16 protein-coding genes are annotated in these 19,066 nt (G+C 74.4%); 11 read left to right on the top strand and 5 right to left on the bottom strand.

Annotated elements, in window-relative coordinates; all coding sequences use genetic code 11:
- Positions 1-2: 2 nt before the first annotated feature.
- Complete coding sequence (locus HNR21_RS18985; protein ID WP_182706250.1) at positions 3-3,152, top strand: family 78 glycoside hydrolase catalytic domain; 3,150 nt, start codon at positions 3-5, stop codon at positions 3,150-3,152.
- Positions 3,153-3,299: 147 nt separating this feature from the next.
- Entirely contained in the window at positions 3,300-4,667 is a 1,368-nt protein-coding gene (gene ggh, locus HNR21_RS18990; protein ID WP_312881103.1) for a glucosylglycerate hydrolase, read from the top strand.
- Positions 4,668-4,697: 30 nt separating this feature from the next.
- Here ggh and HNR21_RS18995 read toward each other — a convergent pair whose 3' ends face one another.
- On the bottom strand, positions 4,698-5,015 hold the full coding sequence (locus HNR21_RS18995; RefSeq protein WP_182706251.1) for a DUF2795 domain-containing protein: 318 nt from the start codon (positions 5,013-5,015) through the stop codon (positions 4,698-4,700).
- Between the two features lie 252 nt (positions 5,016-5,267).
- Between HNR21_RS18995 and HNR21_RS19000 the strand changes: the two genes are divergently transcribed.
- The gene (locus tag HNR21_RS19000; protein WP_119730913.1) at positions 5,268-6,020 is read left to right on the top strand and encodes a GntR family transcriptional regulator; all 753 of its coding nucleotides are present in this window, start codon (positions 5,268-5,270) and stop codon (positions 6,018-6,020) included.
- The gene (locus tag HNR21_RS19005) at positions 6,017-6,580 is read left to right on the top strand and encodes an NUDIX domain-containing protein (RefSeq protein WP_182706252.1); all 564 of its coding nucleotides are present in this window, start codon (positions 6,017-6,019) and stop codon (positions 6,578-6,580) included. Before HNR21_RS19000 ends, HNR21_RS19005 begins: the two co-directional genes overlap by 4 nt.
- A 22-nt stretch (positions 6,581-6,602) precedes the next feature.
- Here the strand turns inward: HNR21_RS19005 and HNR21_RS19010 are convergent, their stop codons facing one another.
- The 3 genes from HNR21_RS19010 to HNR21_RS19020 form a co-directional block, all read right to left on the bottom strand.
- Positions 6,603-6,962: a hypothetical protein gene (locus tag HNR21_RS19010; RefSeq protein ID WP_182706253.1), complete on the bottom strand. Its 360-nt coding sequence runs from the start codon at positions 6,960-6,962 to the stop codon at positions 6,603-6,605.
- Between the two features lie 46 nt (positions 6,963-7,008).
- Positions 7,009-7,608 (bottom strand): histidine phosphatase family protein, encoded by a 600-nt coding sequence (locus HNR21_RS19015; protein ID WP_182706254.1) that lies wholly within the window; start codon positions 7,606-7,608, stop codon positions 7,009-7,011.
- Between the two features lie 129 nt (positions 7,609-7,737).
- The gene (locus tag HNR21_RS19020; RefSeq protein WP_182706255.1) at positions 7,738-8,397 is read right to left on the bottom strand and encodes a winged helix-turn-helix transcriptional regulator; all 660 of its coding nucleotides are present in this window, start codon (positions 8,395-8,397) and stop codon (positions 7,738-7,740) included.
- A gap of 69 nt (positions 8,398-8,466) precedes the next feature.
- On the opposite strand from HNR21_RS19020, the gene HNR21_RS19025 reads away from it, so the two are divergent.
- Together HNR21_RS19025 and HNR21_RS19030 are read left to right on the top strand one after the other, a co-directional pair.
- Entirely contained in the window at positions 8,467-8,943 is a 477-nt protein-coding gene (locus tag HNR21_RS19025; protein WP_246442246.1) for a pyridoxamine 5'-phosphate oxidase family protein, read from the top strand.
- A 2-nt stretch (positions 8,944-8,945) separates the two neighbouring features.
- Positions 8,946-9,638, top strand: coding sequence for an alpha/beta hydrolase (locus tag HNR21_RS19030; RefSeq protein ID WP_182706257.1), 693 nt, complete (start codon positions 8,946-8,948; stop codon positions 9,636-9,638).
- A 58-nt stretch (positions 9,639-9,696) separates the two neighbouring features.
- Here the strand turns inward: HNR21_RS19030 and HNR21_RS19035 are convergent, their stop codons facing one another.
- Entirely contained in the window at positions 9,697-12,258 is a 2,562-nt protein-coding gene (locus tag HNR21_RS19035; RefSeq protein WP_312881104.1) for a M14 family zinc carboxypeptidase, read from the bottom strand.
- A 169-nt stretch (positions 12,259-12,427) separates the two neighbouring features.
- Between HNR21_RS19035 and HNR21_RS19040 the strand changes: the two genes are divergently transcribed.
- The 5 genes from HNR21_RS19040 to HNR21_RS19060 all read left to right on the top strand — a co-directional run bounded on the left by HNR21_RS19040 (position 12,428) and on the right by HNR21_RS19060 (position 19,024).
- Entirely contained in the window at positions 12,428-13,990 is a 1,563-nt protein-coding gene (locus HNR21_RS19040) for an MFS transporter (RefSeq protein ID WP_182706258.1), read from the top strand.
- 9 nt (positions 13,991-13,999) lie between these two features.
- A complete protein-coding gene (locus HNR21_RS19045) occupies positions 14,000-14,896 on the top strand; it encodes a ribokinase (RefSeq protein ID WP_182706259.1) in 897 nt (298 codons plus the stop codon).
- A gap of 92 nt (positions 14,897-14,988) precedes the next feature.
- Complete coding sequence (locus HNR21_RS19050; RefSeq protein ID WP_119730903.1) at positions 14,989-15,756, top strand: SDR family oxidoreductase; 768 nt, start codon at positions 14,989-14,991, stop codon at positions 15,754-15,756.
- Between the two features lie 69 nt (positions 15,757-15,825).
- Positions 15,826-16,770, top strand: a complete 945-nt coding sequence (locus tag HNR21_RS19055; RefSeq protein WP_119732143.1) for a Ppx/GppA family phosphatase — start codon at positions 15,826-15,828, stop codon at positions 16,768-16,770.
- Between the two features lie 163 nt (positions 16,771-16,933).
- A complete protein-coding gene (locus HNR21_RS19060; RefSeq protein ID WP_182706260.1) occupies positions 16,934-19,024 on the top strand; it encodes a protein kinase domain-containing protein in 2,091 nt (696 codons plus the stop codon).
- Positions 19,025-19,066 lie beyond the last annotated feature (42 nt).

Here is a 19,066-nt window from a genome sequence, read left to right on the forward strand (position 1 = left end):
CCATGCGCTTTCACCCCTTCGCACGCCGCGGCGGCGGGATCGTCGCCGGTGCGGTGGCGCTGACGCTGGCCGCCCCCGCACCGGTCTCGCTGGCCGAGGCGGCGGTGCGGGCCACCGGGCTGCGCACCGCCGACCTGCGCACCGCGCTCGGCATCGACGACACCACCCCGCCGCTGACCTGGCGGCTGGGACCGGGCGGGCGGAACGTCGCGCAGACCGCCTACCAGGTGCAGGCCGCCACCAGCCTCGACCGGCTCGAGGGCGGCCGGCCCGACCTGTGGGACTCCGGCCGGGTCGCCTCGTCCGCCCAGCGCATCGACTACGCCGGACGCAGGATCGGCAGCCGTACCCGGGTGCACTGGCGGGTGCGGGTGTGGACCGGCGGGCGCGCCTCCGGCTGGTCCAGGCCCGCCTGGTTCGAGACCGGCCTGACCGGCTCGGGCGACTGGTCGGCCGACTGGATCACCCACCCCGACTGGCGGTTCTCGCAGAAGCAGCCGACCCCGCTGGTGGTGAAGGTCCCCAAGACCACCGCCCGGTACGTCAGGATCGACGTCACCGAGCTCGGCCTGCCGCTGCGCGAGCAGCTCGGCGGGCGGACCCACCGGCTGCAACTGGCGGAGATCGAGGTCCGCGACTCGGCGAACCCCGACGCCAACCACGCCGCCGGCACCACCGTCACCCCGTCCGACACCGGCGGGTTCGTCAACCGGCAGTGGGCGCCCCGCTACCTCACCGACGGCACGCAGACCAGCAACCAGGAGTTCGCCGGCTGGTCCAGCTCGGCGTACGACTCCGCCGACGTCTCCGGCAAGCCGATCACCCTCACCATCGACCTGAAGTCCGCCAAGACGTTCGACCAGATCCTGCTGTACCCGCGCACCGACCAGCCCGCCGAGACCGGCCAGGTCCCGTACTTCCCGTCGGACCTGACCGTGTCGGCCTCCGACACGGTCGACGGCGCGTACACCAGGCTCGCCGAGATCACCGACAACGAGTCGCCGCAGTCGCCGGTGCCGGTGGCGATGCCGCAGTTCGCCAAGGACTTCACGCTGCCGGGCGGCGTGCGGCAGGCCCGCCTGTACGTCAGCGGCCTGGGCGTCTACGAGGTCGGGCTGAACGGCCGCCGGGTCGGCGACGCGGTGCTGGAACCGGCCAACACCAACTACCAGGACCGGGTGCAGTACGCCACGTACGACGTGACGAAGCTGCTGCGCAAGGGCGCCAACGCGATCGGCCTGGAGCTGGGCAACGGCCCGGCCAACGTGATCTCCACCGCCGACCGGTACCGCAAGTTCGCCCGCACCACCAGCGACCCCATGCTCACCGCGCAACTGGAGGTGACGCTGGAGGACGGCCGCACGGTACGGGTGACCAGCGGCGCCGACTGGCAGACCACGCTGGGGCCGACCACGTTCTCCAACTGGTACGGCGGCGAGGACTTCGACGCCCGCCGCCGGACCCCCGGCTGGGACAGGCCCGGCGCCGAGCGTCCCGGCTGGCGGAACGCCGTCACGGTCGGCTCGCCCACCGCCGCGCTCACCGGGCGCGTCGCCGAGCCCGTCCGGATCATCGACACCCTCGAAGGGAGGCTGGTCGGCGAGGGCGACGGCTACAAGGTCTTCGACGTCGGCCGCAACATCGCCGGCTGGCCCGAGATCACCGTCCGGGCGCCCGAGGGCACCCCGGTGCGGATCGTCCCGGCCGAGAGCCTCAAGGACGGGCGGCCCTACCAGCTCAAGAGCAACGTCGGCGCGCCGATCTGGGACGAGTACACCACCGGGAGCGGCGAGGCCGAGACCTGGCACCCGCGGTTCAGTTACCACGGCTTCCGCTACCTGGAGGTCCGCGGACTGCCCGAGGGCGCCGCGATCTCGGTGCGCGGCCACGTGCTGCACGCCGACAACGCCCCGGCGGGCTCGTTCACCTCCTCCAACGAGCTGATCAACGGCATCCACGGGTTGGTCCGCCGCGCCATCGAGGGCAACATGATGAGCGTGTTCACCGACTGCCCCAGCCGCGAGAAGCTCGGCTGGCTGGAGCAGACCCACCTGGTCGGGGACGCGCTGGCGGCCAACTACGACGTGCACGCCATGCTCCGCAAGGTCGTGCAGGACATGGCCGACGCACAGACCGAGACCGGGCTGATCCCCTCCACGGTGCCCGACTACGTGACGCTGGCGGGCACCTACCGGGACGACGCCAACTGGGGCGGCGCGTTCGTCGTGGTGCCGTGGCAGCTCTACCGCGCCTACGGCGACACCGAGACGATGCGGATCCACTACCCGGCGATGCGGCGCTACCTGGCGCACCTGGAGACGCGCGTCAAGGGCGGTCTGCTCGACTACACCCTGGGCGACTGGATCACCCCGGACCGGACGTTCCCCAAGGTGGTGTCGGGCACCTACGGGTACTGGCGGGTGCTGGACACCCTCGCCAAGATCGCCGACACGCTCGGCAGGGACGCCGAGGCCGCGCAGTACCGGGCCAAGGCCGCCCAGTCCGCCCAGGCGCTGTGGAACGCCCAGTACAAGCCGGAGACCGGCGAGTTCGGCGGCGGCGGGATGGGCGCCACGGCGCTGGCCCTGGACATGGGCGCGGTGCCCGCCGAGCACCGGCGGCGGATCCTGGACGGCCTGGTCGCCGACATCGAGGCGGCCGGCTGGCACCTGCTGCTGGGCGAGATCTCGCTGCCGGCGGCGTTCCGGGTGCTGTCGCGGGCCGGGCGGGACGACGTGGTCTACGAGATCGCCACGCAGACCGACAGCCCCAGCTACGGCTACCAGGTCGTGCACGGCAACACCGCGCTCGGCGAGATGTGGGACGGCGGCAGCGGCCAGTCGCAGAACCACTTCATGCTCGGCTCGATCGACTCCTGGTTCACCGAGCGGCTGGCCGGGATCGAGCAGGCCCCCGACTCGGTGGCCTGGCGCAGGCTGGTGATCCGTCCGGCCGTGGTGGGCGACCTGACCAGCGCCTCGGGCACCCGCATGACCCCGTACGGCGAGGTCCGCACCGGGTGGGTGAAGGAGGACGGCGAGGTCACCCTGACCGTGACGGTGCCGCCGGGCAGCACCGCCGAGGTGCACGTGCCGGGGTCGGACGAGGTCCGCACCGTCGGATCGGGCACCTGGACGTTCCGGTCGGGCTGACCCCACCCGCGCCTGGGGCCGGTGTTACGTGTTCGTTCCGTCGCGGTTACTGGGGCGGATTGCATCCGAACGAGGTCCGCGGGGAATGTGTTCCCCGATAAGGTCCAGATGCATACCTTCTAGGACTTCGGACGAACAGTGACCCCTGTGAGCGCGACGCCACCGGCCCGGGCACGGGCCACGACGTTGACCCGTAACCAGACCGCGGCCCGGGCCGCCTACGTCCTGGCCGGCAACGACCGCGGTCGCCTGACGGTCGCCGCGCCCCAGCTCTACCCGCACATGTGGAGCTGGGACGCGGCGTTCATCGCCATCGGGCTGGCCCGCGTGTCGACCGGCCGGGCGCTCACCGAGCTGGAGACGCTGCTGGGCGCCCAGTGGCGGACCGGGATGGTGCCGCACATCGTCTTCACCGAGGGCGAGACGGGGTACGAGCCCGGCCCGCAGCGCTGGGCGTGCGGGCGGGTCTGCCCGGACGCGCCGCAGAGCCCGGCGACCAGCGGGCTGATCCAGCCGCCGGTGCACGGGGTGGCGGTCCGCCGGATCCTGGACGCGGCGCGCGGCGCGTCGGCGGCCGAACGGCACGACGCGGTGGAGCGGATCCGGGCGATGTGGCCGAGGCTGCTGGCCTGGCACCGCTACCTGGCCGACCGGCGCGACCCCGAGGGGCGGGGGCTGCTGACGATCTACCACGGCTGGGAGAGCGGGCTGGACGACTCGCCCCGCTGGGACGCCCCCTACGCCGACGTGGTGCCCGCGCCGGAGTTCGTCCCGTTCCGCCGGGCCGACCTGCACGCGCTCGGCGCGCTCGGCGGGGCCGCCGCGCAGCGTCCCTCCGACGCCGAGTACGTCAAGTACCAGTGGCTGGTGGAGGAGCTGCGGCGGGCCCGCTACGACGACGCGACCGCCTGCCGGACGCTGAGCTTCCGGATGGCCGACGTGCTGACCAGCGCGCTGTTCGTGGCCGCCAACGAGGAGCTGGCCACCGTCGCCGACGAGCTGGGCCTGCCCGGGGTGGACGAGCTGATCGGGTACGCCGACCGGTTCCGCCGCGGGGTGCTGGAGACCGCCGACGACCACGGCTTCGCCGCCGACGTGGACCTGCGCACCGGTGCGGTGATCCGCACTCCGACGATCGCCGGGTTCGCCCCGCTGCTGTCCGGCGGGCTCGACCCGGCCCGGCAGCAGGCCCTGGTGGAGACGCTGACCTCGGCGGACTGGTGCGGGCACCCGGGGTTCGCGCACGCCCTGCCGCCCAGCACCAGCCCGTCGTCCCCGGCGTTCGACCCGGTGCGGTACTGGCGGGGCCCGCAGTGGCCGCCGGTGACCTGGCTGCTGATCTGGGGCCTGGAACGCTCCGGAGAGCAGGAGACGGCCCGCGCCCTGCGCGAGGCGGCCCTCGACCAGCTCGCCGACGGGCTGTTCGCCGAGTACTACCACCCGTTCACCGGCGAGCCGCTGGGCGCCCGCCCCCAGTCGTGGACCGCCGCCGTCGCCCTGGACCTGCTCGCCTAGCCGCCCGGGGCGGCCCTCCGGAAGAACGTCTCAGGGCCGGTCGCGCCGCAGTTCCTCCTCGATCGGCGGGGTCCGGCCGGGGCGTTCGTGCTCGGCCAGGCCCTGCCTGGGGCGCTGCCGCTGTGCGGTGCGCTCGGTCTCGCTGCGGTCCGGGGCCGGATCCAGCGGCACCGACCGCAGCACCTCCGCCATGCTGTCGTACTCGGCCGGGGGCAGCGCCGACAGCGCCTGCGCGGCGTCCGGCGCGGCGCCCCGCCGCCGGGCGTGCTCGACGATCTCCTCCTTGCCCGCCGGGAAGTCCAGGTCGTTCAGCAGCTCCTCGATGGGCTTGGTGTCGTGCAGCTTCATGATCCCCCCTCTCCGGGCCGACCGTGCCCGGATTCCCGCAGTTCACACCGGGTGCCGACGGGGGACGCCGCGGGCCGGGGCGCTCGTGCGGAGCCGGCGGGCCCCTGGCGGGACCGCCACGGAACACCATCCGAAGGGGCGCCGGATATGACCTGGAGGTCTAAAAAAGGTGTTCTCGGCAGCGGGTCATGGTCGGGTTATGGTTGCTGGTAAAGCGCGCACCATGCGCCGGCATGGGAGAGCAAGGTCGTCATGCCCAGACCCCCCGCCAAGGCCCAGGCCATCACCAATGCGCTGGCCGCCCGGATCATCGAGGGCGAGCTGGCCCCGGACTCCTGGCTGCCGTCCGAGCGCCGGCTGGCCGCCGAGTTCGACGCCGACCGCTCCACCGTGCGCCGCGCCGTGCGCATGCTGGCCGACCAGGGCCTGGTGGTGCTGCACCCCGGCAGCGGCACCCAGGTCCGCGCCACCGGGCCGGTGCGCCGTTCGGCGGCCGACATCACCCGCCAGGTGGGACGGTGGCGGGGCTTCCACGTGTCCGCACAGCGGTCCGGGCGCGAGCCGTTCACCCGCACCACGGTGGCGGAGGTGGCCGCCGACGCGCTGCTGGCCCGCTGGCTGGCGGTCCCGGTCGGCACCACCGTGCTGCGCCGCGCCCGGGTGCAGGGCGTGGCGGGGGAGCCGCCCGTCCAGACCGCCACCACCTGGGTGATCATGGACGTGGTGGCGCAGGTCCCGGTGCTGCGGCAGATCGACACCGGGCCCGGCGGGATCTACTCCCGGCTGGAGGAGCTGGGCTACCGGGTGTGGTTCGAGGAGAGCGTGACCTGCCGGCTGCCCCGCCCCGACGAGCAGGACACCCTGCGGATCGGCGCCGACCAGCCGGTGCTCACCCTCTGGCGGCGCGGGTACGACCAGGACGAACGGATCCTGGAGGTCACCCACCGGGTGGTGGTCGGCGACCGGCACGAGCTCATCTACCGCTACGGACAGGGGCCGGCATGACGGGGGACGGCGACGAACGGAGCATCCGGAGGCTGGAGTCCCGGATCGTCTACCGCAACCGGTGGATGACCGTGCGCGAGGACCGCATCCTGCGTCCCGACGGCGGGGAGGGCATCTACGGCGTCGTCGACAAGCCCGACTTCGCCCTGGTCATCCCGGTCGAGAACGACGGCTTCCACATGGTGGAGGAGTACCGCTACCCGATCGGCCGCCGCACCTGGAACTTCCCGCAGGGCTCCTTCCCCGACGGCGCGGACGGCGTCCCCGAGGAACTGGCCCGCCGCGAACTGGCCGAGGAGACCGGCCTGCGCGCCGGCCGCCTGGAGCACCTGGGCTACCTGCACTGCTCCCACGGCACCAGCGGCCAGGGCTTCAACGTCTTCCTCGCCACCGACCTGACCCCCGGCCCGCACTCCCGCGAGCCCGAGGAACAGGACATGCGTCAGCGCTGGATCTCCCGCAAGGAGTTCTGGGCCCTGGTCGACCAGGGCCTCATCACCGACGACTCCACCCTGGCCGCCTACTCCCTCCTGCTACGCCACGAAGGCCGCGTCCCCTAGCCGCGTTCCGGCCGGGAGGTCGTCAGTCCTCCTCGGGGGAGGTGGGCTGTGCGGTCTCGCCCTCGGGGGCGCCCTGGCGTCCCTCGGAGGGGACCTGCCGCACGGGCTCGGGACGGAACTCGTCGACGTAGTCGCCGCCCCCGCCCTCGGGAACGGCCGCGCCGCTGGACATGCTGGAGTGCTCGCCGGTCCTGTGCCGTGGCGGCCGGTCGTCGGCGGACGACGAACGCTGGGCGCGGTCGGGGTCCGTCCCCGGCAGGGACTCGGCCACGCCGCCGGCCTGCTCGGCGGGGTTGGCCTCGGCGGCGGCGTCGGAGGACTCGGTCACCGATCCGGCGGCGCCCGGGGTGTCGTCGATGCGCTGTTCGCTCTTCTCGGTCATGTTGTTGCCCCTGCCCGTGATCGGGGCGGCTATGCGGCCGTGCGCGTCAGGGCAGGGGAGCGTTGAGCGCGACCAGGCCGGGACCGGCCTCGTTCATCACCAGCTCGGCCGGGGAGCAGTTGCGCAGCAGCGGGAACGCCGTGCGGTAGCGGGCCAGCGGGATGCCCAGCAGGTCGCACAGGACCAGGCGGAGCAGCGTGTTGTGGGCGACGACCAGGACCCGGCCGCCGGGGTGGCGGTCGGCGATGCGGCGCAGCGCGGCGGATCCGCGGGCGGCGGCGGCCCGGGGGTCCTCCGCGCCCGGGAACGCTCCACCCACCGGGTCGGCGCGGAACGCGGCGGCCTGCCCGGGCGGCAGCTCGGCGAGCGTGCGGCCCTCGGCGGAGCCGAAGTCGAGCTCGGCCAGGCCGGGGTCCACCTCGACCGGCAGGCCCAGGGCCTGCGCGGCCGGGGCGGCGGTCGCCCGCGCCCGGCTCAGCGGCGACGCCCACACCGCGTCCAGCTCGGCCTTCTGCGCCCACGCCGCCAGCCGGGCCGCCTGGTGGTGCCCCCGCTCGGTGAGCGCCACGTCGCTGACCCCGGCGTACCGGTTCTCGGCGTGCCAGACGGTCTCCCCGTGCCGCACCAGGAACAAGGTCGTGCTCATCGCCCCCGCCGTTCCCCGCCTCGGCGCACGCCCCGCCCGGCGCCCGATCGGTACCAAGTATGGGGGAGCGGAACGGTCGGATGCAGGCGATCAGCCGACCACGGGCCACCCCGCCGTGCGGGGCCGCCGCTAGCGGGGGGCGGGCTCGGGGCGGGGGAACAGGGTGACGAACCGTTCCACCAGCCGGCGGTCGCCCTCGACGTGCATCGAGCCGGTCCGGATCGCCTCGGCGAGCGGGCGGCCCATGAACACCAGCGAGCGCAGCGTGGCGGCGTCGGTGCCGATCACCGCGTCGGGACGGTCGGGGACGCCCCGGGCGACCTCCAGCTCTCCCCGCGCGATGCGGATCCGGAACGCGTCGCCGTCCAGCCGCAGCGCCACCTCGGCCTCCAGGTCCTGCGCGGCGCGGGCGTCGAACACCGTCTTCAGCGCGATGACCAGGGAGTCCACGCTGAGCTCACCCCCGGCCCCCAGCGGTGCGCGGGCGCCCCAGGCGGCCAGGCCCAGCAGCACCGGCTCCAGGCCGCGGCCCCACTCGGTCAGCTCGTACACCCACGCACCGGTGGGCGGGCCGAGCCGGTGCCTGCGGATCACGCCCTTGTCGGTCAGCTCCCGCAGCCGGTGCGACAGCACGTTCTGGCTGGCTCCCGGAAGGCCCCGGTGCAGGTCGGAGAACCGTTTGGGACCGAGCAGCAGTTCCCGCACGACCAGCAGCGCCCAGCGCTCCCCGACCACGTCCAGCGCGCGGGCGATCCCGCACGGATCGCCGTAGCTGCGACTCACCGCCATGCCCGGCAGTTTACCCGTTCGCACTTGTGTTCCAGGAGCAGACACTCCTAGTTTAGGAGTATGAATCCGATGGACCTGCCCCAGGGCGACGTACGGCTGCTGGAGACCGACCTGGCCCGCCGGCTGCTGGCCTCCACCGAGCTGGCCCGGCTGGCGTACGTGGCCGCCGACGGGACCCCGCGGGTGTTCCCGATGATGTTCCACTGGAACGGCGCGGAGATCGTGATGGCCACGTTCGGCGGCGCCGCCAAGATCGCCGCGCTGCGGGCCAGGCCCGACGTGGCGCTCACCATCGACACCTACGGCCCGCCGCCGGACGTGCTGCTGATCCGGGGCCGCGCCGAGGTCGCCGACGTGGACGGCGTCGTCCCCGAGTACGCGCTGATACAGCGCCACTACATGGGCGAGGAGCAGGCCGCCGCCGTCCTCGCCGAGATCGACCGGCCCGGCCTGCGGATGGCCCGGATCGCAGTCCGTCCCTCCTGGGTGGGCGTGCTGGACTTCCGGACCCGGCTGCCCAGGCCGCTGACCGTGCAGGGGAGCTGACCATGGCGACGTACGCGCTGATCCCCGGCGCGGGGGGCGAGTCCTGGTACTGGCACCGGGTCATGCCGCTGCTGCGGGAACGCGGCCACGACGTGGTGGCGCCCGACCTGCCCGCCGACGACGACACGGCCGGGTTCGCCGAGTACACCGACGTGGTGGTGCAGGCGATCGGGGACCGGCGCGACCTGGTCGTGGTGGCCCAGTCGATGGGCGGGTTCGTCGCGCCGATGGTGTGCCGGCGGGTGCCGGTGGACCTGGTGGTGCTGGTGGCGGCGATGACGCCCAGGCCGGGGGAGTCCGCCGGCGAGTGGTGGGCCGGCACCGGGCAGGAGCAGGCCATGCGGGAACTGGCCGAACGCCAGGGCCGCGTGCTCGGCGACGGCTTCGACCCGATGGAGGTGTTCTTCCACGACGTTCCGCCCGACGTCGCCGCCGAGGCCATGAAGGGCGGACGGGACCAGTCCGCCAGGCCGTTCCAGGACCCCTGGCCGCTGGACGGCTGGCCCGACGTGCCCACCCGGTTCCTGCTGTGCCGCGACGACCGGATGTTCCCGGCCGGCTTCCAGCGGCGGGTGGTACGGGAACGGCTGGGGATCACGCCCGACGAGATGCCCGGCGGCCACCTGCCCGCCCTCGCCCACCCCGAGGAACTGGTCGAACGGCTGGAGACCTACCGCGCCGAGGCCGGGCTCTGACGCGAAAGGCCGCGGCCCGGCCCCCGCCGGGGGACCGGGCCGCAGCAGGCGAAACAGCTCAGTCGTCGTCCGCCGTCGTCGCCGTCCAGAACAGCGACCGCGCCACCTGCGGGAACAGGCCCTTGGGGTGGTTGCGGAACAGCGGCTCGGTGCCGAACAGCACCACCGCCGCGCCCCGCTCGTCCACCCCGCGCACCACCGTCGCCTGGTTGCGCGCGGCCTCCGGGCCGCCGGTGCCGTCGGCGTTCGCCCGCCAGTGCCCGGCGATCAGCGGGCCCTGCCCGGCGAACCGCTGCTCGACCGTCACCTCCGAGCCCAGGCCGGTGAACCAGCGCGGCGAGTAGACGAACGAGTACGGTGCCGACCCGCCGGTGATCGGCCCGTTGCCGTTCACCACCGACACCGTGCCGTTGGCGTCGCTCCGCCCGGCGACCGCCGTCGCCGTCAGCAGCCCGGCCGCCGCGTTGAACGACGCGCCCGTGGCGCCGCGGGCGACCACGCCGCCCTCGGCCAGGAAGGCGTCCAGCGCCCGGCGGGCCTGCGCGTTGAGCTGGCCGTGGTTCAGGCCGCTGGAGACGTAGAGCACGTCCACCTCGCTCCAGTCGAACCCGGCGTTCAGCGTCGCCGTCGACACCGGCGTCACCGTGAAGCCCATCTCCTGCAGGCTGAACACGTCGTCGGCGCTGCCCGCCGCGGCGACCCGCAGCTTCCGCAGCGGCTCGCCGCCGCCCGCGCCGGCGGCCCTGGCGAACCGCACGCCGTACCGGTCGGCGACCGTCTCGGCGGCCGCCCGCGCCGACGCCGGGATCCGCACCGAGCCGTCGCCCGACCACGTCGCCTCGACGCCCTGCCCGAGCAGGTCGTTGAGGGCGCTGACCTCCTTGGGGTCGTCCAGCCGCAGCGCCAGGTCGCCCGACGACGGCACCGCCCCGGCCGGCCCGGCGGCCGACACCTGCCGGGCCTTCACGCCCTTCAGGTCACCGTTCTGGATCGGGTCGACCGTCGCGCCCCACAGGTGCGACAGGCTCCACCCGGAGATGTCGTACATCGAGTCGACCCGCGGGCTGATGTCCGCGCCCGCCTCCAGCAGCACGTTGGCCATGCCGCGCTTGGGCTGGTGCATGTCCACCACGTACGAGCCGGCCGGATAGGTCCTGCCGCCCAGCCGGAACGCCTTCGTCGCCCGCTGCACCCGCACGTCGTTGGCGATCAGGTGGTCCACCAGCCGGGCCGCCGCCGGCGCCGACCGCTGCCCGGTCCCGGCGGGGATCACGTACGCGCGCGGGAACGTGGTGTTGTAGACGTCCTCGGGCCCGAAGCCCGGCACGATGCCCTCCGGCACCTGCTTGGACGGCTCACCGGCCGCGCCCCGGCGGAACATCTCGATCTGGTCGGCCACCAGCTGCGGGCCCCGCTCGCGCACGAACGACAGCGTCGCGGCCATCGCCGCCGCCGCGATGTCGGTGTTGATCCTCGACCGGCGGCGCAGCTCCTCCACCGGCAGGCCGGTGTAGTCGGCGTTGTTGACCCGCAGCGGGATCTCGATGGTGTGCGAGGCCACCGCGCCGTGGAACGGGGCGTACTGCGGGGTGAAGATCGGGGGCCAGTCGTCCCAGCCCTCCTGCCAGTCCCGGAACGGGATCTGCGGCGGGTCGACCCCGTCCTTGTCGGGCGTGTACCCGAGCGCCTTGATCGCCGCCTCCATGCCGAGGCCGTTGGCGTAGGCGTTCTTGATGAACAGGTCGTACTCGTAGTTCTGCCCGTGCGGCGGGGTGGTCGGCTCCACCAGCGTGCCGTTGACGTAGCCGTGCAGGTCCAGCATCACCACCGGCTGGGTGTCGATCATGACCTGCCGCATCGACCGCACCTCGGGCTGCGAGGCGGTGATGAAGTCGCGGTTCATGTCGAACCCGGCTCCGTTGGCGCGGGTGTTGCCGACCCGGCCGTCGGGGTTGGCGGTGACGTTGAAGTACAGCCGGGTCCGCGACAGCAGGTCGCGGGTCTGCGCGTCGTTCGCGGTGGCCAGCCGCTCGATGGTGCGCAGCGCCGCGTCGGTGCCCTCCCACTCGTTGCCGTGGATGTTGTTGTTGATGAAGACCGGGGCCTTGTAGGCGCGCCTGATCCGCGGGTCCCTGGCGGCCCTGGCCGGGTCGTTCTCGATCTCGGCGCGCATCGCGGCCTGCGCCCGGGCCTGCGCGCCGCTCTCCGGCGCGGTCACCGTGACCAGGTACAGCTCACGGCCCTGGTGGCTGCGGCCGATGACCTCCACGCTGATCCGGTCGCTGCGCCGCTGCAGCTCGTTCAGCTTCGGGGCGATGGCGTGGTACGGGGTCAGCCCGAGCCTGATGGAGGCGTCGGAGGGGTTCTCCGGCGGCTCGGCCAGCGTGGTCCGCCGCGGGTAGCCGCGCTGCAGGTCCCACGGGTAGCGGTCCAGGTCGGCGCCGAGCCGCTGCTTCAGCACGGGGCCTGCGGTGTTGTTGCGCTCCGGCCCGTTGCCGAACTCGCGTACCGCCGGGGAGCGGCGCGGCCCGGGCTCGGCCGCCGCGGGGACCGCCGCGGGGACGGCCAGGATCGCGGCCAGCGCGCCCCCGACAAGGGGATATGCGAGATGTCTTCTCACCAGGGACCTCCAGGAATGTCCCTTCGGTCCTATCGTCGGTGATCATGGACGGCAAGGGGGCGGACCATGACGATCCGGTCCCGACTTCGTCAGGATCCCCGGGGGTGACCGGCGTCACCGCGGAAAACCAGTTGATCTCAACCATGGTCGAGGTCCTAGCGTTGCGGGCATGACCTCCGAGATCCCCGCCCGCGCGGGCCGCCGGGAGTGGGCGGGCCTGGCCGTCCTGGTGCTGCCGACCCTGCTCATCTCCATCGACATGAGCGTGCTGCACCTGGCCCAGCCGGAGCTCAGCGCCGACCTGCGGCCCAGCAGCTCGCAACTGCTGTGGATCAACGACGTGTACGGCTTCCTGATCGCCGGGTTCCTGATCACCATGGGATCGCTCGGCGACCGGATCGGGCGGCGCCGGCTGCTGCTGATCGGCGGCACCGCGTTCGGGATCGCCTCGGTGCTGGCCGCCTACGCGCCCAGCGCCGAGCTGCTGATCCTGGCGCGGGCGCTGCTGGGGGTGGCCGGGGCCACGCTGATGCCGTCCACGTTGTCGCTGATCCGCAACATGTTCCTGGATCCGGCCCAGCGCACCCGGGCCATCAGCCTGTGGATGATCGGCTTCAGCGGCGGCATGGTCCTCGGCCCGCTGGTGGGCGGGGTCCTGCTGGAGTACTTCTGGTGGGGCTCGGTGTTCCTGGTCGCGGTGCCGGTGATGGCGGTGCTGGCCGTGCTCGGCCCGCTGCTGCTGCCGGAGTCCCGCGACCCCGCCCCGGGCCGCGTCGACCCGGCGAGCGTGCTGCTCTCGCTGACCGGCGTGATCGCGGTGATCTACGGGTTCAAGGAGATCGCCGCCTACGGGGCCGGCGCCGGCCCGCTGGCCGCCCTGGCGGCGGGCGCGGTGATCCTGGCGGTGTTCGTGCGGCGGCAGCGCCGGATCGCCGACCCGATGCTGGACCTGCGGCTGTTCGCCCAGCGCCGGTTCAGCGTCTCGCTGGGCGTGCTCATCCTGGTCATCCTGGTCGGCCCGGGCATGGGCATGCTCACCGCCCAGTACCTGCAGCTGGTGCTGGGCCTGAGCCCGCTGGAGGCCGGGCTGTGGGCGCTGCCGCAGTCGGCGGCGATCGTCGTGGCGCTCCTGGCGGCCCCGGCGCTGGCCCAGCGGTTCCGTCCCGCCACGGTGGCCGCGGTCGGACTGGGGATCGCCGCCGTCGGCGTCGCCCTGCTGACCCGGGCGGGTGCCGACTCCGGGCTGCTGCCGCTGATCGCCGGGCAGACCCTGTTCTTCGTCGGCGCCTCCCCGATGATCGTGCTGGGCACCGACATGATCATCGCGGCGGCCCCGCCGGAACGGGCGGGCGCGGCCTCGGCGCTGTCGGAGACCGCCCAGGAGTTCGGCGGCGCGCTGGGGCTGGCGGTGTTCGGCAGCATCGCCGCCGCCGTCTACCGCGCCGGGATGGACGCCCCCGCCGGGGTCCCGGCCGAGGCCGAGCAGGCGGCCCGCGACACCCTGGGCGGCGCGGCCGAGGCCGCGAGCCGGCTGCCCGGCGGCCTCGGCGACGCGCTGCTGGCCACCGCCCGCGAGGCGTTCACCGGCGGCCTGCACCTGGCCGCCGCGGCCGCCGCGGTGCTGGTGGCGGTCGCCGCCGTGCTGACCGCCGTGCTGCTGCGCGGCGTCCCGGCCACCAGCCACGCGCAGGACGCCGTGGACGAGAAGGAGCCGAGCACCGTCGCCTCCTAGGCTGCGGGTGTGACCGAACAGCACGACGTCGTGGTGGTGGGCTCCGCCAACGCCGACCTGGTGGTCCGCGTCGAGCGGTGGCCCGCCCCCGGGCACACGGTGCCGGGGTCGGACCTGGCGGTCGTCCCCGGCGGCAAGGGCGCCAACCAGGCGGTGGCCGCCGCCCGCCTCGGCGGGCGGGTCGCGTTCGTCGGCCGGGTCGGCGACGACCCCTACGGGACGCTGCTGCGCGGCTCGCTGGAACGCGCCGGGGTCGCCCTGGACGCCCTCGTGACGACGCCGGGTCCGAGCGGCACCGCGCTGATCACCGTCGGGCCGGAGGGGGAGAGCTCCATCATCGTCTCGCCCGGCGCCAACGGACGGGTGACACCGGACGACATCGACCGGGCCGCCGGGGTGGTCGGCGCGGCGCGGGTGGTCTCGCTGCAACTGGAGATCCCGATGCCCGCCGTGCGGCGCGCCGCCGAGACCGCCGCCGCGGCCGGGGCCCGGGTGGTGCTCAACCCGTCCCCGGCCGGTCCGGTGCCGCTCGCCGTGCTGGCGCTGTGCGACCCGCTGGTGGTGAACGAGCACGAGGCGGCGTACCTGCTGGACGGGGCGGTCGGCGACCCGGCCGCCGGCGCCGCCGCGCTGCGCGCCCTCGGCCCCCGTTCGGCGGTGATCACCCTCGGTGCGGCGGGGGCCGTGACCGCCGACGCCACCGGCACCGCCCGGATCCCCGCCCCGCGGGTCCGGGCCGTCGACACCACCGGCGCCGGGGACGCGTTCACCGCCGCGCTGTGCCTGCGGCTGGCCCGCGGCGACGACCTGGCCGCCGCCGCCCGCTTCGCCGTCCGCGCCGGCGCCGCCGCCGTCCGCCGCGAGGGCGCCCAGCCCTCGTTCCCCACGGCCGCCGAGCTGCCCTGACCCGCCGGCCGGGGGACGACCCCAGATGCCCGGCCGGGGGGACGGTGGTCCACAATGCCGGGGACGTGCCGTCCGTGACCAGGGGAGGAACCGTGGACCTGTTCGATCTGACCGGGAAGGTCGCCGTCGTCACCGGGGGGACCCGGGGGATCGGGATGATGATGGCCCGGGGACTGCTGCAGGCCGGGGCCCGGGTGCACATCAGCTCCCGCAAGCCGGACGCCTGCGCCGAGGCCGCCAAGGAGCTGTCGCAGTACGGCGAGGTCAACGCCATCCCCGCGGACCTGTCCACCGAGGAGGAGTGCCTGCGGCTGGCCCGCGAGGTCGGCGAGCGCGAGCAGGCCCTGCACATCCTGGTCAACAACGCGGGCGCGACCTGGGGCGCGCCACTGGAGGAGTTCCCCGCCTCGGCGTGGGACAAGGTGCTGAACCTCAACCTCAAGTCCCCGTTCTTCCTGACCCGGGCGTTCCTGCCGATGCTGGAGGCCGCCGCCACCGCCGACGACCCGGCCCGCGTGATCAACGTGGGCAGCATCGACGGGCTGCACGTCCCGGCGCTGCCGACCTACTCGTACTCGGCCAGCAAGGCCGCCCTGCACCACATGACCCGGGTGCTGGCCCGCGAGCTGGGGCCCCGCCGCATCACCGTGAACGCCGTCGCGCCCGGCCCGTTCGAGTCCAAGATGATGGCCGCCACGCTGGACGCCTTCGGGGAGCAGATCGCCGCGGCGGCGCCGATGCGGCGCATCGGCCGGCCCGACGACATGGCCGGGGTGGCGATCTACCTGTCCGGCCGCGCCGGCGCGTACGTGACCGGGGCGGTGATCCCGGTGGACGGGGGCCTGGGCACCACCGTGTGACCCCGGGGCGCCCGCTTTGCGACCTTCCGGCGGATCACCGGGCTGTGCTGGTCCGATACCGTCGAGGTCATGCGACTCGGCGTGCTGGACGTGGGCTCGAACACCGTGCACCTTCTGGTCGTGGACGCGCACCGGGGCGCCCGGCCGCTGCCCGCCTACTCCCACAAGGAGGAGATGCGGCTGGCCGACCTGCTGGACGGCGACCGGATCAGCAAGGAGGGCCGGCAGCGGCTGCTGGCCTTCGTCCGCGACGCGCTGCGGGTCGCCGAGGACAAGGGCGTGGAGGACCTGCTGGCGTTCGCCACCTCCGCGGTGCGCGAGGCCGCCAACGGCGAGGAGGTGCTCGCCGAGGTCAACGCCGCCACCGGGGCCGGGCTGCAGGTGCTGCCCGGCGAGGAGGAGGCGCGGCTGACGTTCCTGGCGGTGCGCCGCTGGTTCGGCTGGTCGTCGGGCCGGCTGCTGGTGATCGACATCGGCGGCGGCTCGCTGGAGATCGCCTCCGGCATCGACGAGGCCCCCGACGTGGCGATCTCGCTGCCGCTGGGGGCCGGCCGGCTGACCCGCGACCGGCTGGCCGGGGACCCGCCGGACCCCGAGCGGCTGCGCGAGCTGCGCCGCTACGTGCGCGCCGAGATCGCCCGCCGGGTCGGCGAGGTCGCCCGGTACGGCCCGCCCGACCACGCGGTCGCCACCTCCAAGACCTTCAAGCAGCTCGCCCGGATCGCCGGCGCCGCCCCCTCCACCGAGGGCCCCCTGGTCAAGCGGGTGCTGCGGCACGCCGACCTGATCGAGTGGAGCGAGAAGCTGGCCCGGATGACCGTACGGGAACGTTCCGAACTGCCCGGGGTCTCCGAGCGCCGCGCCCCGCTGCTGCCGGCCGGTGCGGTCGTCGCCGACGCCGCCATGGACCTGTTCGGCGTCCCCGAACTGGAACTGTGCCCGTGGGCGCTGCGCGAGGGCGTCATCCTGCGCCGCCTGGACACCATCCCCGCCGAGTTCCCCGCCGACCGCTGAGACCGTCGTTCGCCGGGGCTCCAGATCGCCGAAAGGCGAACCAACGGCCGGCCCGGCACATCTACCGATTCGATGACATTGCCGATATCGGCCGTCCGGCCTGCTGTGCTCCGGGCGGGCGAGGGGTAGTTTCGGGGCCGAGGTCGGGAGAGGCGGGTCGACCATGGACAGCGGGCGGCAGGCTGGGTCAGCGGAGGCGTCCGGGCGCGCGCTCGGCCCGGACGACCCGCGGCGCATCGGGGCGTACGCGCTGGAGGCCAAGCTCGGCGAGGGCGGCATGGGGGCGGTGTACCTCGGCCGCCGCGAGGGCGGGCCGCCGGTGGCGGTCAAGGTGGTGCGGCCCGAGCTGGCCGGGGACCGGGCGTTCCTGGCGCGGTTCCGCGACGAGGTGCGCAGCGCCAAGCGGGTGGCGTCGTTCTGCACCGCGCAGGTGCTCGACCACGGCGAGGACGGCGGCCGCCTCTACATGGTCACCGAGTACATCCAGGGGCCGTCGCTGCTGGAGCACGTCTCCGAGCACGGGGCGCTGTCGCCCGGCCTGCTGAACGGCGTCGCCGTGGGGGTGGCGGCGGCGCTGCTGGCGATCCACTCGGCGGGCCTGGTGCACCGCGACCTCAAGCCCAGCAACGTGCTGCTGTCCATCTCCGGGCCCCGGGTGATCGACTTCGGCATCGCGCGGGCGCTGGACGTGGCCGGCGCCCACACCCAGACCGGGCAGGTGATCGGGAGCCCCGGGTGGATCGCCCCGGAGATGATCCTCAACCGGCCGGTCACCCCGGCGGTGGACGTGTTCGCCTGGGGCTGCCTGGTGGCGTTCGCCGGGAACGGCCGCAACCCGTTCGGGCACGGCACGTTCCAGGTGATGGCGGCGCGCGTGGTGCACGCCGAGCCCGACCTGGGCCCGCTGCCCGAGCCGCTGGCCTCGCTGGTGCGCCGCGCCCTGGACAAGGACCCGGCCGCCCGGCCCACCGCGCAGGAACTGCTGCTGTCGCTGGTCGGCGGAGGCGGCGAGTCCGCGGTGGCCACCACCCTGACCGAGGCATGGGGCGACGACCTGTCCCTGGAGGAGCAGCCCGCGCCCGCCGCGGACGCGGACGAGACCACCGCCGACCCCGGGCCCCTGCAGACCGCGACCGACCCGCACCCCGCGGCGACCGCCGCCGACACCCGGCCCGCCCGCACCCCGCAGCCGCCGCCCCCGTCGCCCGCCCCCGAGCCGCGTCCGGTTCCCGACACCCTGCCGCCGGTCGTCGCGCCCACCGAGCGGATGGGCCCTGCGGGACGGCCGCCGCGCCGCAGGGCCCCGGTGCTGGGCGCCGTCGCCGGTGTGCTGATCGTGGCGGCCGGGCTGGTGGCGGCGATCAACCTGCTGCCGGACGGCGACCGGACCGGGACCGGCGGGACCGCCGCCCCCTCGGGGCCGCCGGACGACCCGATGCTGGTGCGGATCGACTTCGAGCCCGGCTGGGCCAGGGAGTGCCACGCCCGGGTGGGCCGCCTGGTGCCGGGGCGGGAGGTCGCCCAGGCCCGGCAGATCCTCCAGGGCGAGGGATGCGACGTGCTGCCGCAGTGGTCCCCGAAGAAGGACCAGATCGCCTTCACCCGGTGGCGGGCGGGCGCCGAGACCTCGGAGATCTGGGTGATGAACGCCGACGGGAGCGGGCTTCGCCGGATCGGGCAGGGGATCGTGCCCCGCAGCCGGGTGGCCTGGTCGCCGGACGGCCGGTACCTGGCGGCGATGGTGAAGGTCGACGGCGTCGCGCAGCTCCACGTGGGCGAGGTGGCCACCGGGCACACCGTCCAGCTCACCCATGACGAGGCCGCCAAGGACGACCCCACCTGGTCCGAGGACGGCAAGATCGCGTTCTGGAGCAGGCGGGACGGCACCCAGCAGATCTACTGCCTGGACCCCGAGGAGCCCGACAAGGGCTGGACCAAGCTGACCAGCGCCCCCAACGGGGCCAACGACCCGGTGTGGTCCCCCGACGGCGACGAGCTGGCCTTCACCCTCATGAACGGCGAGGGCAGGACCAACGACATCGCCGTGGTCAAGGACGACGGCTCGGGGTTCCGGCAGCTCACCACCGACCAGGCGCACGACATGGACCCGACCTGGTCGCCGGACGGCGAGTGGCTGGCGTTCGTGCGCGGCCCGGTCGCCACCCCGCAGATCTACGCGATGCCGGTGCGGGAGGGGGAGTCCGGCGCACGGCCGCTCGGCCCGCCCGGAGTCGGGCATCCCGCCTGGTCCTGATCCCCTCGGCCCGGCCGTCCCCCCTGGGGATTTCCGGTCATT

The sequence above is a fragment of the Thermomonospora cellulosilytica genome (genome assembly GCF_014138835.1).
In the GTDB taxonomy this organism is placed as follows: Bacteria; Actinomycetota; Actinomycetes; order Streptosporangiales; family Streptosporangiaceae; genus Thermomonospora; species Thermomonospora amylolytica.

What these genes read in the sequence shown, in the direction of transcription:
- HNR21_RS19015 (WP_182706254.1), bottom strand. Translation starts at nt 7,608, where the DNA reads ATGAGCACGACCTTGTTCCTGGTGCGGCACGGGGAGACCGTCTGGCAC.
- HNR21_RS19060 (WP_182706260.1), top strand. Translation starts at nt 16,934, where the DNA reads ATGGACAGCGGGCGGCAGGCTGGGTCAGCGGAGGCGTCCGGGCGCGCG.
- HNR21_RS19000 (WP_119730913.1), top strand. Translation starts at nt 5,268, where the DNA reads ATGCCCAGACCCCCCGCCAAGGCCCAGGCCATCACCAATGCGCTGGCC.
- HNR21_RS19010 (WP_182706253.1), bottom strand. Translation starts at nt 6,962, where the DNA reads ATGACCGAGAAGAGCGAACAGCGCATCGACGACACCCCGGGCGCCGCC.
- HNR21_RS19055 (WP_119732143.1), top strand. Translation starts at nt 15,826, where the DNA reads ATGCGACTCGGCGTGCTGGACGTGGGCTCGAACACCGTGCACCTTCTG.
- HNR21_RS19030 (WP_182706257.1), top strand. Translation starts at nt 8,946, where the DNA reads ATGGCGACGTACGCGCTGATCCCCGGCGCGGGGGGCGAGTCCTGGTAC.
- HNR21_RS19005 (WP_182706252.1), top strand. Translation starts at nt 6,017, where the DNA reads ATGACGGGGGACGGCGACGAACGGAGCATCCGGAGGCTGGAGTCCCGG.
- HNR21_RS18995 (WP_182706251.1), bottom strand. Translation starts at nt 5,015, where the DNA reads ATGAAGCTGCACGACACCAAGCCCATCGAGGAGCTGCTGAACGACCTG.
- HNR21_RS18985 (WP_182706250.1), top strand. Translation starts at nt 3, where the DNA reads ATGCGCTTTCACCCCTTCGCACGCCGCGGCGGCGGGATCGTCGCCGGT.
- HNR21_RS19025 (WP_246442246.1), top strand. Translation starts at nt 8,467, where the DNA reads ATGGACCTGCCCCAGGGCGACGTACGGCTGCTGGAGACCGACCTGGCC.
- HNR21_RS19040 (WP_182706258.1), top strand. Translation starts at nt 12,428, where the DNA reads ATGACCTCCGAGATCCCCGCCCGCGCGGGCCGCCGGGAGTGGGCGGGC.
- HNR21_RS19020 (WP_182706255.1), bottom strand. Translation starts at nt 8,397, where the DNA reads ATGGCGGTGAGTCGCAGCTACGGCGATCCGTGCGGGATCGCCCGCGCG.